Source organism: Bacillota bacterium, from assembly GCA_012837335.1.
Classification (GTDB): Bacteria; Bacillota; Limnochordia; order Darwinibacteriales; family DTU012; genus DTU012.
Genome location: DURM01000019.1, coordinates 69,020 through 83,435, shown reverse-complemented (window position 1 = coordinate 83,435; position 14,416 = coordinate 69,020). Strand labels below are relative to the sequence as shown.

The following is a 14,416-nucleotide window of genomic DNA, read 5'->3' as shown; positions in this document are numbered from 1 at the left end:
TTAACCATCCTCCAACTGACAGCAGCGGAGTGAGGGTATCCATACCGCTGAAGTTGGAGGGAGACTTCAGAGATCCACCGGGAACATACACAACAGAGATCAAGGTGACACTGGTTCCACAAGTATGATAAAATCGACCCCACTTATTGCTGCCGCAGTATTACTTTTATGCTGCGGCAGTGTCCAAGCTGCGATTGTTGTATCTCCGGTGGTTGTCGATGAGTATCGGGTTAGCAAGGGAACTCAATTTGAGATAACCCTATTTAACCCAGGTCCAAAACCCCAGATTGTTAATTTAGACTGGGGTTGGTATACACTTCAAACAGACGGTACAGTGGAACTGACTGCAGAAGATGATCGCGCTCGAGATTACTTAAGCGTTTCCGAACGAGTTTGTCTGCTGCAGCCGGAATCAAGCGAGAGAATCACAGTAACTGTGAATAAGCATGACTTCACATCAATTTCACCTGTTTTGTTTATAAGTTCCACTGAAACCGTGATTCAGACACATGTTGCAGTTCTATTTGCGCTGAGTACAGCTGTACCTCAAAAACCGCTGGAAGCTGAACTGCTTAACCGTTCTAGATCCGGCTGGCAGATAAGCGTTACTAATTCTAATCCATGCCATGCCTATTTCGGCGGAGAGATCGAAGTTTATCAAAACGGGGAGGTTGTTGAACGGAAATCCATAGCTCCTCGTCTGCTGCTTGCTGAGTCTGAGCGGCAGTTTATTCTGGACATCGATCCCACAGCTGAACAAATAGTAATCAGAAGCGGCGGTCTGCATTGTGAAATTGTGCTGAAACCATAAGCAAACAGCCCGGTTCTCCTTTTGAGAACCGGGCTGTAGTTATTTTACAGCAAACCGAAAAAATTTGGTGGGTAAGATATGCGATTGATAACAAGTCCTCCTGGAATTTCAACCAAGGTAAAAGTTACCGCAACTGACTTGTCCACCCACTGTCCGTCAATTTTGATCGCAGCAGTTAAATCGGCAGCAGCCTGAATCGCTGAAGATTCAATCGTGTAGTGACGATTTAATAATCTGAGGTCGGATAGTTCAAGCTCCTGCATGTCATTTGCCAGCAGGGCAATGAACTGTTGATTGTTCCGGTAATAGTTTACGGTTGTACCGTGGGTCGCAACTACCGTGAAGGCCAATAAATCGGGAAGATTGTAAAAGGTTTTGTTGAGCAGGTTTTCTGCTAAGCGATCAAGCAGCTCATCAGGGTCTGCTGCCGGATTTTGATATTGGTACTCTCCTGAGTTATAAGAAATAATGCTTGTGATCAACCACATGTCTCCAGTCCACTTCGTACCGAGATTTTCAAAAACGATACTAAGGTTTTTGGTTTCTTGAAGCTTTTCATGATTTTTTATAAGCTCCAGGTAAAGTTCAGCATCGATTATGATCCTGCCTTCTAAAATTGAGCGGCTGATTTCTGTGAGAACAGCAGTCTCTATTTCATCGTAATCTCCGATAAAAGCTGCGACTTTTTCCAGATCTGAACTGTTGATTGACTCCCAATCCAGAATCAAATGCTCCGCCAGCAGTTCCTGCAGTTTCTCGAAGTCTAGGTCGTTTAAGGCAGCCTCCAACTCTTCAATCTGCTGGTCAATGATCTTTGAGGTAGGAACTGGTTCTGGCTTCACGCGATAACAGCCGCTAAGTCCTAAGCAAACAGATACAATTATTAAAACTAGTGATTTTGAGCGGAACATTATTTTCCCCTTTCTCCGCCCCATAGGGTAATTATAACCTATAAAATTCGGTATTGTTATATGTCGAAAGTCCTATTTTTTTGGGACCTCTGGGTCTTACATCCTATTTTGGAAGGGAAACCCGCAGATAGTGAGGAAATATATTATACATCGATATTAAGCCGGGAGGCTGTTGGGTTGCATAGCGAATTAGATCCGAAAAGAATCGAAGAAATCCTAAATCATACAGTCGATGTTTTGCATGACAGCAAGCATCAGATGTACGAAATTGTTGAAGCAGCGCAGACTGAATTCAACCGCATCTCTTTTGCAGTTGAAGAACTGAAGCATGAGATTAATTCAACAATAGAGCAGGTAGAAGAGCTGGAGAGAGAATTCCGGGTTCTCCGGATGCGTTTAGCTGACGTCAGCCGCAATTTCAGCCGCTATGGTGAAGAAACCAGACGCGTTATTTACCAGCAGGCGGATCAGCTGCGAGAATCCTTGGCAGCTGCCCGTGAGCGGGAGAAAAATCTTCAGAAGCAGCGGATGCAGCAGGAGCAGGCCTTAGTCCATATCTCTCGGCTGGTGGAGAAAGCCGAGAACTCTGTATCGCAGATGGATATTGCTTTAGAGTTTCTCAGAGGTAATCTAGCGGGAATATATGAACAGCTTGAGGGTATTCAGGTTAGATATCAGCTGGGACAGAAGATCATCAAGATGCAGGAAGATGAGCGTAAACGCGTTGCTCGAGAAATTCACGATGGTCCTGCCCAGGACTTGGCAAATGTGGTGCTGAAAGCAGAAATATGCGAGCGCCTGTTTAACGCAGACCGTGATGATGAGCTGCTCCTTGAACTCCAGGATTTAAAATCAGCTGTAGTAGTTGGACTGAATGAAATTCGCAAGATTATCCATAACTTGAGACCAATGGTTCTCGATGATTTGGGCTTAATTCCTGCAGTGAAGCGTTTAATCGAGGAAGCCCAAAAGCAGTCCGACATGGAATTTGATCTACTGTTGATCGGACAGGAGTGCAGATTGGATTCAGCAGTGGAAATAGCAGTTTTTCGTGTGATTCAAGAGGCAATTAACAACAGCCGCAAGCATGCCAAAGCCGCACACCTTAAGATTAAACTAGAGTTTCTACCTGATCAGATTAATGCTGTAATAGAAGATGATGGAGTTGGTTTTGATATGGATTCTCTCACTAAACGGCTAACCAGCGGGGATCATTTCGGTCTGTACGGGATGCGGGAGAGGACGCAGCTCCTGGGTGGTAAGTTCTCGATCCGTTCCGCCGTTGGTGCAGGTACGCGGATCAGCATCATGATTCCGCTGAAAGGAAATGGGAGTGAACGCCATGAACCAGACAATTAAAGTGTTGATTGCTGATGACCATTCACTGCTGCGCACAGGATTAGTTAAACTGTTGGAGATGACTGACGGGATCGAAATCGTAGGGCAGGCAGAGAACGGCATTGATGCAGTTCGACTAGCCGGTGAAATCAGACCTGATGTAATCTTAATGGATATTAATATGCCAAAACTTAATGGGATAGAGGCAACCCGCCAGATTTCCGCTAGATACGGTATTCCGATTCTGGCACTGACGATTCATGACGATGAGGAATACATAGCTGAAATGATTAGGGCGGGAGCGAAAGGATATGTTCTGAAAGACAGCGAGCTGCAGAACTTGGTGCGCGCAATAAAAAATGCGGACGAAGGAGTGTCATTTTTCCCGTCCAATTTAATGGAAAAGGTAATGGTTAAGTTTCATGAGTTAAAGCAGCAGCAGTCGGGCATTGATTATTACGCAGCATTGAATGATGCGGGTGCTCAGAACTTAACCCGCAGGGAGTTGGAAGTGCTGCAGTGCATTGTCGACGGCATGAGCAATAAAGAGTGCGCGGAGCATCTGTTTATCAGCGAAAAAACAGTTAAAAACCACGTTACTAATCTCCTGCGGAAACTTGATGTTGCCGATCGAACGCAGGCAGCAGTTTACGCAGTCCAGCATGGAATTGTAAAAGCCAGGGTCTAAGCCCCGGCTTTTTTTGTTTCGGTTTGATGCAGCGGACCTAAAAGTTCTAAATCATTGATTACCAGTCGGAACCGGCAGCCCAGTCTATCTGCGGCCTGCTTACACATTTCCATGCGGGCAAGGTAGATCTCAAAGTAGTCCATTATTTGGCATGACGTTTGATCGAAGTCGATGTCGAGTGTAATTGTTTTTGCTTGGGCATCGACCACCACTCTCGAATCGATGACCGCCAGATTCACGCGGTTGTGAATTTCTGATCCCTTTTCCTCCCGCGCTGGAAACGTGCGGTGGACCCTAGTGCGGTGGGCATCGCTCTTGTCGGCGATGATCAGTGCTGCGGTGATAGGAGTGACGGGAGCGCCAATTTCTTCTTCATGATTAGCAATGGCAGTAGTGATATCGCATATTTCGCCTAAGTCCATGCCCAGCGCCCTCAGCTCGGTGTAAACCAGGTTAGCCCCGGTTATGCCGTGGTATTTTCTGTTGTGCATATTGCCCACATCGTGGAGATAGCCAGCTATTGCGCCCAGTTCAACCGTTCGAGAGTCAAAACCGAGTTCAGCCAGAATATAGGCAGTAGTTTTAGCAACATAAGTGACATGTCTGACGCCGTGTTCTGTATAGCCTCTTGCTAATAGGTAGTCACAGGCTCGATCAATCATTAATTGAAAACAAGGATTACTGCGGATGTCCTGTAAAGTGATCATCGAATCCCTCCTTGATTTTTTCTATTATAACGCAGAATCGAATTCAAGGCTATAGTCCTAAAAAATTGGGAAAAACGACGGATTAAATTCAGGGTAATTCCATGTTAAGATTGCATTAACAACCCAGCCAGAAGCACGGGAAAATGTGTGAGGAGGTAATGAGTTTGCTGGCTCAACTAAAACAGCTGTTATTGGATGATAGTGGACAAGGTATGGTGGAATATGGATTAATCCTTGCGCTGATAGCTATCTTAGTAATCGGAGCACTCAAACTTCTAGGAGAAGGAGTATCTGGAATATTTGGCAGGATTACTGAAGAAGTAGGCGGAACATCCGATTAACAGAAAAAGTTTAACAACAACCAAACCAGTTTTGACAAAAGCGGCAGCCATTACCCCGCCCCCCAGGCTGCCGTTTTTGTCCATTATCAGGAGGTTTCATGATGCATAATGCAGTTTTGCTGACGGCAGTTGTTATGGTCTGCTACTTTGATGGCCGCTATCGCAGGATCCCTAATTTCATTACGTTTTCTTTGGTCTTATTAGGTTCTGTCATTAATTCTTGGCAGAGCGGCTGGTCAGGATTAGGAATGTCTCTGGTGGGAATTATCACTGGACTACTACTGCTGATTATTCCCTACAGTTCAGGTGGTATTGGCGGGGGCGATGTGAAGTTTCTGGCAGGAATCGGCAGTATGCTTGGAGCTGGATTTGCATTTTCCGCATTTTTGTACGGAGCAGTAATCGGTGGGATTTGGGCAGTGGTAATTCTAATCAGGCGCAGAAACCTACTGCAGTCTCTGATGGCGATCAGTTATCGCGCAGCAGCTTTAGCTTCAGGAGCTAAGGCGGTGGCACCTCCGCTTCACACCACTGCTTCAGGCAAGGAATGGGGCTTCCCCTATGGAATTGCCATCGGGTTAGGAGCAGCAGCCGCTGTATTTATCGGTCCGCTGGTTTAGAGGAGGATGCCTAATATGCTTCAGCTTAGGTCTAAGCAGGATGGACAAGCCCTTGTTGAGCTGGCCGTAACGGTATTAGTTCTCTTTCTGATTATCTTCGGCATAATCGAGTTTTCCCGCATTGGCTACACCTACATTCTAATCGCACATGCCAGCCGCGAGGGAGCGCGGATGGGAGCTCTGGGCAGGACCGATGACCAGATTTATCTGGCGGTAAATGAATCGCTGGCAGCAGTTGGTGGAGTGCCGATTGTGGTTTCCATTGATCCAAATCAATCTATGCGTGTAAGGCGGGAACCAATTTCGGTGCAGGTAAAGGTCCAATTACCCCTGATTACTCCTTTAAGCACCGTCCTTCCTAATCCACTGCCGATTCAGTGTACTACTGTTATGCGGGTAGAGTGAGGGATCTGAAATGCGTAGATTAAAAAACGAACGGGGAGTAGTTTTAGTGCTGGCTGCGGTTGGGATGACCGCGTTTTTAGGACTGCTCGGGCTGGTTATTGATGTCGGCCAGATCTTTATGGAGCAGGTAAAGCTTTCCAGAGCTGTTGATGCAGCGGTGTTAGCGGGAGTGCAGGAACTGCCGCTGCAGCCGAATTTAGCTCTGGCTAGGGCCTATGAGTATGGTTGGGCTAATGATTTGCAATCAGATGAACTCCAGGTAGAGATCGGAAACGAAAACCACCTCATTGGAGCTCAGGCGCGCAGACAGGTCAGCTTATCTTTTCTCAGTTTGCTTGGATTCAAACATCGTACAGTCGCAGCCAGAGCAGTGGCGGTGATCGGACCTGTGATTGGATGCAGCGGTGTAATTCCGGTTGGAGTGCCCTGGAGTGATTTTGAATTCGGGAAAACCTATGAATTAAAATCCGATGCCCATTCCGGACAGAAATACCAGGGCAACTTTGGCGTTTTGGCCTTGGGAGGTACTGGTGCCAATACCTACCTCAATAATCTTAAATATGGATATCAGGGAATGCTGCGGGTGGGTGACCGTGTCTACACCGAACCGGGCAATATGGCGGGGCCGACGCGCCAGGGGATTGAATACCGCTTAAGCCAGGCTCCGGACGTGCCGGGTCAGCCTTGGTATGAAAACACTGCTCGCATTGCGGTCGTTCCAGTGATCGACAGCCTCGATGTTAACGGCCGATCCTTGGTAACAATCGTTGGCTTTGCTGCTTTTTATTTAGAAGATGTGGAGGCTCAAGGCAACCGCGCGGTGATTCGCGGTAGATTTGTTGAGCATCTGATTGATGGAGAAATCGGATCCGGCGTAAACTACGGACTGCTTGCCTATCGATTGGTCCAGTAAGATTGGGGGATTGGGGAATTGAAAAATAAAGTTCTGCTGTTTATTGCCATCGGCTTAGGATTGATTTCAGCACTACTAACTTACAATTATTTATCCGGGATAGAAGCGAAACAGCATGTGGAGATGGTGGATGTAGTAGTAGCTAACACGAAAATTTCTGCCAACACAGAAATTAGGGCGAGTATGCTGGCATGGAAAAAGATTCCAAAGGAAAGCCTGCATCCCGATGCTGTGCAGCAGCTTCAGGATCTGCAGGGCAGAATAACTGCAGCAGACATTGTCGCCGGAGAACAGGTACTGTGGAGCCGCTTGCTCCCCAAGGGAGCAGTTCCCGGCTTAGCCTACAATATCCCCAAAGACAAGCGGGCAGTGACTGTTGCGGTCAATGAAGTGATAGGGGTGGCAGGTTTTATCAAACCTGGCGATCGAGTTGATGTGCTCGCTACTTTTGCCAATGAACCTCCCATCACCACAACAGTTCTGCAGAATGTAATGGTGCTGGCAATTTCCCAGGATATGACCAGCGATATTGAACCGGCGGCGGTTATCAGCACGAGTGTGACTTTTGCCCTCAGCCCAAATCAGGCCGAGCAGCTGGTGCTTGCTGAGTCCCTGGGAGCGATTCGGTTGTCTCTGCGACCGCCGGAAGCTGTAGGGATTGCTTCCAAACAGGGAACGAGCGCCTATGATCTGCAGCCATTAGCTTACAGCGCGCATGGAACAGAATTAGAGTCGCGCAGGGAAGTTTCGTCTAAGACACAATCCGAGGCGGTATCGGCAGTCAAACCCCAGAAATCCCAGCAGTCGACTGGGGATATATCTTCAGGTAAAACCAGTAATGACATTAAAATAGAGATCTTTAGAGGTACAGAGCGGGAGGTGATCCTGGTTGATAAATAGGAAAAAAGTGGTTGCTGTTCTTATACTGCTGATGCTTTTCGGTCATGGAGCTGGATGCGGAGCGCAGCAGCTGGTGTTAATCCAGGGTCACAGTCGGGTTCTGTACGTACCGAACTTAACTCGAGCAGCTGTGGGAGATCCCACAATTGTTGATGTAGGGGTGATTGATTCCGGTCAAGTCCTGCTTAATCCACTTCAAACCGGAAGCACATCTCTGCATCTTTGGACTGCTAATTCCCAGCAGATATATCAGCTGCGTGTGGCAGCAGATGACGGCACATTAACCAAAGAATTCCTGACTGCCTTAAATCTTCCGGAGGTTTCAGCCTGGTTTGCCGACCAGTATCTGGTTTTAGAAGGACGGGTGCGCACCGAACAAGACCTCAAGCGGGCGGAAAAACTGGCAGAGGCTTACAGTGACTCGGTAATCAGCCTGCTCTATGTTTCGGAAGAAAACTCGTTAGAAAGAGAACTGCGCCGCTTACTTCCACCTGAAATCAAGCTGACAATCTTCAACAACACCGCCATTTTTGAAGGGCAGATTGACGATGAGGGCGTACGGGCACTGGCTTACCGCACAGCTGACGCTTTTGGTCTGCAGGTTCTTGATCTGCTTAAGGTAGGAAACGCCGACCCTGTACCGGAATCCACGGCAGCGGAGGTGACTGAGCCGGGACCTGCGGATTTTGCAGAGCAAATTCAAGCATTACTCGATGATAACGTTCATGTTTATGCTGTGGGAGAGACAATTTTCTTGGAAGGAAGTGCTGCTGATGAGTACCACCGGCGGCGAGCCTGTGCTATCGCAGAAGCTTATGGTCTGCCGGTGGTAGACTTAATCAGGGTGCAGGAGCGGTCTCCAGAGGTTGAACCACTGGATGTCGATGATCTGGAATCAGACGAAGAGACGCTCTTAAGCCAAATGAATAGGTTGATCGGCAGCCCCGAAATTACTTTGGAGATCGTCTATGGACATCTAGTTCTCGAAGGCAGAGCTGTAAACTTGTGGGAAAAAGAGCGGGCAGTGAAGCTGGCAGCAGTATCCGATCTGCCGGTGATTGACTTGATTACTGTGGAAATGGCCGAAGAGAATCCTACTCCCACTCCCGCTGGAGAGGTGGATGAGCCGGATCGGGAGCTGCTGAACACTCTACTTGCCGGCACTGATATTCACCCCCATTGGATTGGGAGCACTCTTTTCTTAGAAGGTACAGCTGAAGATGAGTTTGCAAAAACCAGAGCTCTGGCGATCGGGCAGGCATTCAGTGATCAGGTGATCGATTTGGTGCGGGTGCAGCACCCGCCGATTATTCTGGACAGTGGGAATGAGCATGTGTTTGAAGCAGATTTGGTTGCTGACATTGCTTCCGCCCTTCGGGAGCCGGGTATTAGTGTGCGGTATTATCATGGCACCATTGTGCTGGAAGGACTTGTTCCTGATCAAAAGGCTAAAGAGCGGGCGGAGCGCCTGGCAGAAGTATTCTATCAGCCGGTAATTAGTTTTCTGCAGTATCCCCAGCCGGGTCAGATCAGTTCGGCTGAGGAATTAGTCCGGCATTTGGATCTTCCGGATGTAAAGGTAACGGCTGTTGGTGAAAAACTTGTCCTGGAAGGAACGGTTCAAAACTCGCGGGAACACAGCCGGGTTCTTCAGGTGGCTGAACTTTATGGTGATGTTATTGATCTCCTGACTATTCTTGAGCCGGAGCAGGTGCTGCTGCAGGTACATGTTGTTGAGCTTGATCGCAGCGCAGGAGAACAGTTTGGTGTGGAATGGGGCAGTTTAGTTGAAGGACAGCTGTTTGCCAATGTAATTTCCTTCGAAGAAGTTGCGCATATCGGCAGCTGGCAGATGAACCGTTCACATTTATTAGGAGCTAGACTATCAGCCCTAGAAGAGGAGGGGAAGGCTAAACTGTTGGCTGCGCCCAGTCTGCTTACCCTGTCAGGAGAGCCGGCTGAGTTTTTAGCAGGAGGCGAGATTCCGGTTCTAGTACAAGTGGGTGACCAGCAGACGATTGAATGGATTGTCTATGGGGTAAAACTTGAGATTCTGCCATTTATTGCTGATGAACAGATTCGGATTCAGATTAAGCCCGAAGTCAGCAGTCTTGATTGGCAGACCAGCGCGCGGCTTCAAACATCAATGCCTCCTTTACGAACACGGCGGACAGAAACGGTGGTGAATTTAAAGCACGGTTCCACTGCAGTGATTGGCGGTTTGATTCAGCATGAAGAGAACAACCAGATCAAAAAGATTCCGATTCTGGGTGATCTGCCGATAATCGGAGCTTTGTTTCGCAGCTCAGAGTTTCAGGAGAGGCAGACTGAACTGACGGTGTTCGTCACCCCATGGATTGTAAGCGAGGGAGTGAGTGGTGATGGAACCAGATAAGATCAGAGTAGTGATTGTTGATGATACAGCTGAAACTAGGAGCAATATTAGAAAGCTGCTGGCTTTTGCAGATAATATCGCGGTTATCGGTGAAGCAGCTGATGGCAGCGAAGCGGTGGAAGTGGCGCGAGATCTCAAGCCAGACTGCATCTTAATGGACATCAACATGCCCGGATTGGATGGTATCAGCGCAGCCGAGCAGATTTATCAAGCAGCTCCTGAATGCTTGACCATTGTAATCAGTGTGCAGGAAGAGCAGGAGTATCTGCGCCGAGCGATGGCAGCAGGCGCTAGAGATTATCTAACTAAGCCCTTCAGCGGCGATGAGCTGATTAATACTATCAACCGCGTTTGGCAGCTGGAATGCGCCCGGCGCAGTCGCCATGAGATAGTGGAAAAACCAACGCGCAGTGCGGAGACAATCGCAGTTTTCAGCGCCAAAGGGGGAGTAGGGAAGACTACGATTGCCGTCAATCTTGCGGCTGCCTTAGCCAAGCAGAATCACGAAGTGATCCTTGTCGATTTTGATCTGCAGTTTGGCGATGTGCCGCTGATGCTGGATCTTGCCGTCCAACACTCTATTTCTGACTGGTTCGCTGATGGCTGCCCTGCGGCTGTAGATTATCTGCTTGAAGCTGGACCAGGTCTTAGAATTCTCGCAGCCCCGGAGGTTCCTGAAGAAGGAGAGTTAATTACCGCTGAACATATCGCTCAGATTTTAAAAGAGTTAAAATCCCTTGCTGATTTTATTGTGATCGACACACCCCAGTTTTTCCAAGAAACGACTCTGCAAGCTCTTGAAACAGCAGACCATATCCTGCTTGCGGGAACACCTGACTTAGCTAATCTAAAAAACATCCGCCGCTGTTTAGATGTTTTAGCGAAACTGAATTTGGCAGCGAAAGTTAAAGTAACTGCTAACAAGGTTGGTGCTGAGGGAATTCGGCTGGAACAGTTCAGCAGCCATCTCAATTATCCGGTTTGGCGGGCGCTGCCTTATGATCCGAGACTTGCTTATCAAGCCTGTGTGCAGGGCATTCCGATTGTGGACTTAAATCCCCGGTCAAAACTGGGACGCGCTTTAGAACAGATGAGTAAGGATATATTAGGTATTTATGAACCAAAAAAAATGCTGCCGTTTGCCGGCACGCTGTTCACAAGAAAAGGATGATCATATGTCATTATTGGCACGACTAGAACGGCATAAAGATCAAGCTGGCCAGAATCAGCCGGCAAGTTCCGGGAGTACCAACCCACGCGATCCTTTAATTGTCCTCAAAGGCCGCATTCATGAGCAGCTGGTAAGTGAAATTGACAGTAAACTGCTGAAAAGCGCCGACCAGAATGATAAAAACCAAGAATTAAAAACCAAGGTTGAGCAGGTTGTTCAGCGGGTTATCCATGAAGAGCAGGCGAACTTGTCCCGCGCTGAGAACCTACAGCTGCTCCAGGATATTATTGACGAGGTTACCGGCTTTGGGCCGATTAATTCCTTGATTCTCAATCCGGATATTTCGGAGGTCATGGTAAATGGACCTAAGCAAGTTTTTGTTGAGCGGAGCGGACGATTAGAGCTGACAGACATTACTTTTCGTGACCATGAGCATGTGCTGCATATTATCGATAAAATCGTTGCACCGCTGGGAAGACGAATTGATGAAAGCAGTCCCATGGTGGATGCACGGCTGCCTGATGGTTCCCGTGTCAACGCGATTATTCCGCCGTTAGCGCTCAACGGTCCAACGATTACAATCCGGAAGTTTGCAGCCGATCCCCTAACAATAGAAGACCTAATTAACTTCGGCACCCTCACGCTAGAGATGGCTGAGTTCATCGAGGCCTGCGTCAAGGCTAGATTAAATATCGTGGTTTCCGGGGGAACCGGAAGTGGAAAGACAACACTGCTAAATGTGCTGTCTTCGTTCATTCCGGCGGAAGAACGGATTATTACCATCGAAGACGCAGCTGAGCTGCAGCTCAGGCAGACTCATGTTGTTTCGCTGGAGAGCCGTCCTCCTAATATTGAGGGGAGGGGGGCAGTGGCAATCCGAGATTTGGTGCGCAACTCCCTGCGAATGCGCCCGGATCGGATTGTCATTGGTGAAGTTCGGGGCGGTGAAGCTCTGGATATGCTTCAGGCAATGAATACCGGGCATGATGGTTCCATGACCACCGGCCATGCCAACAGTCCTCGGGATATGCTCGCGCGGCTGGAAACCATGGTTCTGATGGCTGGTGTGGATCTGCCGGTGCGGGCAATCCGGGAGCAGATTGCATCGGCAATTGATCTGATTATCCAGCAGGCTCGGTTAAAAGATGGGTCTCGGAAGATTACTCAGATTACTGAGGTCCAGGGAATTGAAGGTGAGGTAATCACTATGCAGGATATCTTTGTTTTTGAGCGGGGAGTGCTGCGGCCGACTGGAATCAGACCGCGGTGTGCCGAGAAAATTGCGGATAATGGAATTCAGCTGCCGATTAACTTATTCATTTAATGAGCAGCATGATCGGGGTGAGCATATTGATGCCTTTATTTTGCGCAGCTTTAGTGTTCTGTGCTGTAGTTCTTATCTGCTTTGCTGCTGCTGGAAGATTGCAGCAAAAACATCTGCTCGACCGCCGCATTTATGAGTTGATGCCTCAGCACGGCTTAAATGGATACGCAGAAGATGAATCAGATGAAGACGAGCTGTTAACTAGAGTTCAGCGGCTGTTGGGACAGATTAATCAAAAGCTGAATATCAAGCCGTCACGGCAGCTGGCCTTAGAACTGGTCAGGGCTGGAATTTCGCTGTCAGCCGGAGAATTCCTGATTTTGAATGCCCTGCTTGGTTTCTCGCCCTTAGTTTTGCTGGGATTTAGCGTGAGTTTGGAGCAGTGTCTGCTCCTGGCAGTATTGGCGGCATTAGCGCCTTCGGTTTATGTAAGATGGAGACAGAGTCAGCGGAGCAAACAGGTAGAGCAGCAGCTGCCAGAGGTATTAGCTGCAATTGCCAATTCTTTGAAAGCGGGCTGCAGTTTTTTTCAAGCTGTTGAGCTGATCGCCCGGGAGTCTGAACCGCCTCTGGCGGAGGAGTTTGCTCTGGTCAACAAGGAAATGAGTTTGGGAGCAGACACAGAATTTGCGCTGGAAAATTTGGTTAAGCGTGTAGTAAGTGATGACTTAGAATTGGTAGTGACCGCAGTCTTGATTCAGAGGCAGGTAGGGGGTAATCTTTCGGAGATCTTAGATTCGATCGCTGGTACCATTAGGGAAAGGATCCGCATCAAAGGAGAAATCAGCACACTAACGGCTCAAGGACGCATATCCGGTCTGGTGATTTCCGCTCTGCCCTTTGCACTTACCATTTTTATTTACCTGCTCAATCCTGATTATATCCGCCCTTTATTCTCGGAACCGCTGGGCAGGGCAATGCTGATTGTTGGTTTAGGAGGACAGGCAGCCGCTGCTTTTTTAATCCGCAGGATTGTCAATATTCGGGTGTAGGAGGATTCACGTGGCTTTATGGATTTCAGGGTTAGTTTTTCTCTCGATCAGTTTAGCTGTTTATTCCGCTTATCGGCAGCGGCAGCTAGCCGAGGCGGAAGCCGAGCGTATAAAGCTGTACGGGATAGTAGGTGAAGAGCAGAAAGCAGTCGACCAAACCGTGGGCGAAGTAGGGCTGATAAGAAGAACTTTAACTAGGCTTGCTAGTTTGTTTTCAGTAAAAAAACAGGATCGGAGATGGGAAAAGCTCAACCGGCAGCTGGTTTTAGCGGGTAATCCGGGCGGATTGAAGGCTCAAGAGTTCATGGTACTTAAGCTGACCATTACCGGCCTAACAGCGGCGGCTGTAGTTATGCTCTCTCCTACTTTTATGCACGTGTTTGTGTTTACCGCTTCGGCTTGGGTTATTCCAGACTTGTATCTCCGCCAGAAGATTAAGGCAAGACAGATAGCTGTTTCTCTGGCTGTGCCAGATCTGCTGGATCTTCTTACAGTAAGCGTTGAGGCTGGTCTGGGATTTGATGCAGCCGTTGCCAAGGTGGTCGAAAAAAAGGAAGGTCCGTTAGCTGATGAGCTGCGGCGGATGCTGTCTGAAATGCGGATTGGAAAAGCACGCCGGGACGCTCTCCGAGATTTAGGTGAACGCACCGGTGTCCTGTATCTCCAAAATTTTGCCGCTGCGGTTGTCCAGGCAGATCAGCTGGGCGTGAGTATCAGTAAAGTGCTGAGAATTCAAGCGCAGGAAATCCGAAGACAGCGGCGGCAGAAAGCTGAAGAAGAGGCGATGAAAGCACCGATCAAGATGCTGCTGCCTTTAGTAACACTGGTATTTCCCTCGCTATTTATTGTGCTGTTGGGACCGGCTGTTCTGCAGTTTCTTGCAGTTTTCTAATTTTTTCG

15 protein-coding genes are annotated in these 14,416 nt (G+C 48.3%); 13 read left to right on the top strand and 2 right to left on the bottom strand.

All coding sequences use genetic code 11. The annotated features are described in order from the left end of the window. The first annotated feature begins 124 nt into the window (after positions 1 to 124). A complete protein-coding gene (locus tag GX019_03130; protein HHT36152.1) occupies positions 125 to 811 on the top strand; it encodes a hypothetical protein in 687 nt (228 codons plus the stop codon). 44 nt (positions 812 to 855) lie between these two features. On the opposite strand, the gene GX019_03125 is transcribed toward GX019_03130, so the two are convergent. Continuing rightward, positions 856 to 1,653, bottom strand: a complete 798-nt coding sequence (locus GX019_03125; protein HHT36151.1) for a hypothetical protein — start codon at positions 1,651 to 1,653, stop codon at positions 856 to 858. Between the two features lie 246 nt (positions 1,654 to 1,899). Between GX019_03125 and GX019_03120 the strand changes: the two genes are divergently transcribed. Together GX019_03120 and GX019_03115 are read left to right on the top strand one after the other, a co-directional pair. Beyond that, positions 1,900 to 3,081, top strand: coding sequence for a histidine kinase (locus GX019_03120; GenBank protein HHT36150.1), 1,182 nt, complete (start codon positions 1,900 to 1,902; stop codon positions 3,079 to 3,081). Next, positions 3,065 to 3,748: a response regulator transcription factor gene (locus GX019_03115; protein HHT36149.1), complete on the top strand. Its 684-nt coding sequence runs from the start codon at positions 3,065 to 3,067 to the stop codon at positions 3,746 to 3,748. Before GX019_03120 ends, GX019_03115 begins: the two co-directional genes overlap by 17 nt. On the opposite strand, the gene GX019_03110 is transcribed toward GX019_03115, so the two are convergent. Next, the gene (locus GX019_03110) at positions 3,745 to 4,455 is read right to left on the bottom strand and encodes an HD domain-containing protein (protein HHT36148.1); all 711 of its coding nucleotides are present in this window, start codon (positions 4,453 to 4,455) and stop codon (positions 3,745 to 3,747) included. The two genes, GX019_03115 and GX019_03110, sit on opposite strands and share 4 nt — an antisense overlap. Positions 4,456 to 4,613: 158 nt before the next feature. Between GX019_03110 and GX019_03105 the strand changes: the two genes are divergently transcribed. From GX019_03105 to GX019_03060, 10 genes are all read left to right on the top strand, one after another. Next, positions 4,614 to 4,796 carry a Flp family type IVb pilin gene (locus GX019_03105; protein ID HHT36147.1) on the top strand — a complete coding sequence of 61 codons (183 nt, stop codon included), beginning with the start codon at positions 4,614 to 4,616 and terminating at the stop codon, positions 4,794 to 4,796. A 101-nt stretch (positions 4,797 to 4,897) separates the two neighbouring features. After that, positions 4,898 to 5,416 (top strand): prepilin peptidase, encoded by a 519-nt coding sequence (locus tag GX019_03100; protein ID HHT36146.1) that lies wholly within the window; start codon positions 4,898 to 4,900, stop codon positions 5,414 to 5,416. A 15-nt stretch (positions 5,417 to 5,431) separates the two neighbouring features. Next, the gene (locus GX019_03095; GenBank protein HHT36145.1) at positions 5,432 to 5,821 is read left to right on the top strand and encodes a pilus assembly protein; all 390 of its coding nucleotides are present in this window, start codon (positions 5,432 to 5,434) and stop codon (positions 5,819 to 5,821) included. A gap of 10 nt (positions 5,822 to 5,831) precedes the next feature. After that, positions 5,832 to 6,734, top strand: coding sequence for a pilus assembly protein (locus tag GX019_03090; protein HHT36144.1), 903 nt, complete (start codon positions 5,832 to 5,834; stop codon positions 6,732 to 6,734). Between the two features lie 18 nt (positions 6,735 to 6,752). Further along, positions 6,753 to 7,634, top strand: coding sequence for a Flp pilus assembly protein CpaB (gene cpaB / locus GX019_03085; protein HHT36143.1), 882 nt, complete (start codon positions 6,753 to 6,755; stop codon positions 7,632 to 7,634). Further along, positions 7,624 to 10,029, top strand: a complete 2,406-nt coding sequence (locus GX019_03080; GenBank protein ID HHT36142.1) for a BON domain-containing protein — start codon at positions 7,624 to 7,626, stop codon at positions 10,027 to 10,029. Before cpaB ends, GX019_03080 begins: the two co-directional genes overlap by 11 nt. After that, positions 10,016 to 11,200, top strand: a complete 1,185-nt coding sequence (locus GX019_03075; protein HHT36141.1) for a MinD/ParA family protein — start codon at positions 10,016 to 10,018, stop codon at positions 11,198 to 11,200. Before GX019_03080 ends, GX019_03075 begins: the two co-directional genes overlap by 14 nt. Positions 11,201 to 11,204: 4 nt before the next feature. Further along, entirely contained in the window at positions 11,205 to 12,524 is a 1,320-nt protein-coding gene (locus tag GX019_03070; protein ID HHT36140.1) for a CpaF family protein, read from the top strand. 98 nt (positions 12,525 to 12,622) lie between these two features. After that, positions 12,623 to 13,516: a secretion system protein gene (locus GX019_03065; protein ID HHT36139.1), complete on the top strand. Its 894-nt coding sequence runs from the start codon at positions 12,623 to 12,625 to the stop codon at positions 13,514 to 13,516. 10 nt (positions 13,517 to 13,526) lie between these two features. After that, positions 13,527 to 14,408, top strand: coding sequence for a type II secretion system F family protein (locus GX019_03060; GenBank protein HHT36138.1), 882 nt, complete (start codon positions 13,527 to 13,529; stop codon positions 14,406 to 14,408). Positions 14,409 to 14,416: the final 8 nt, after the last annotated feature.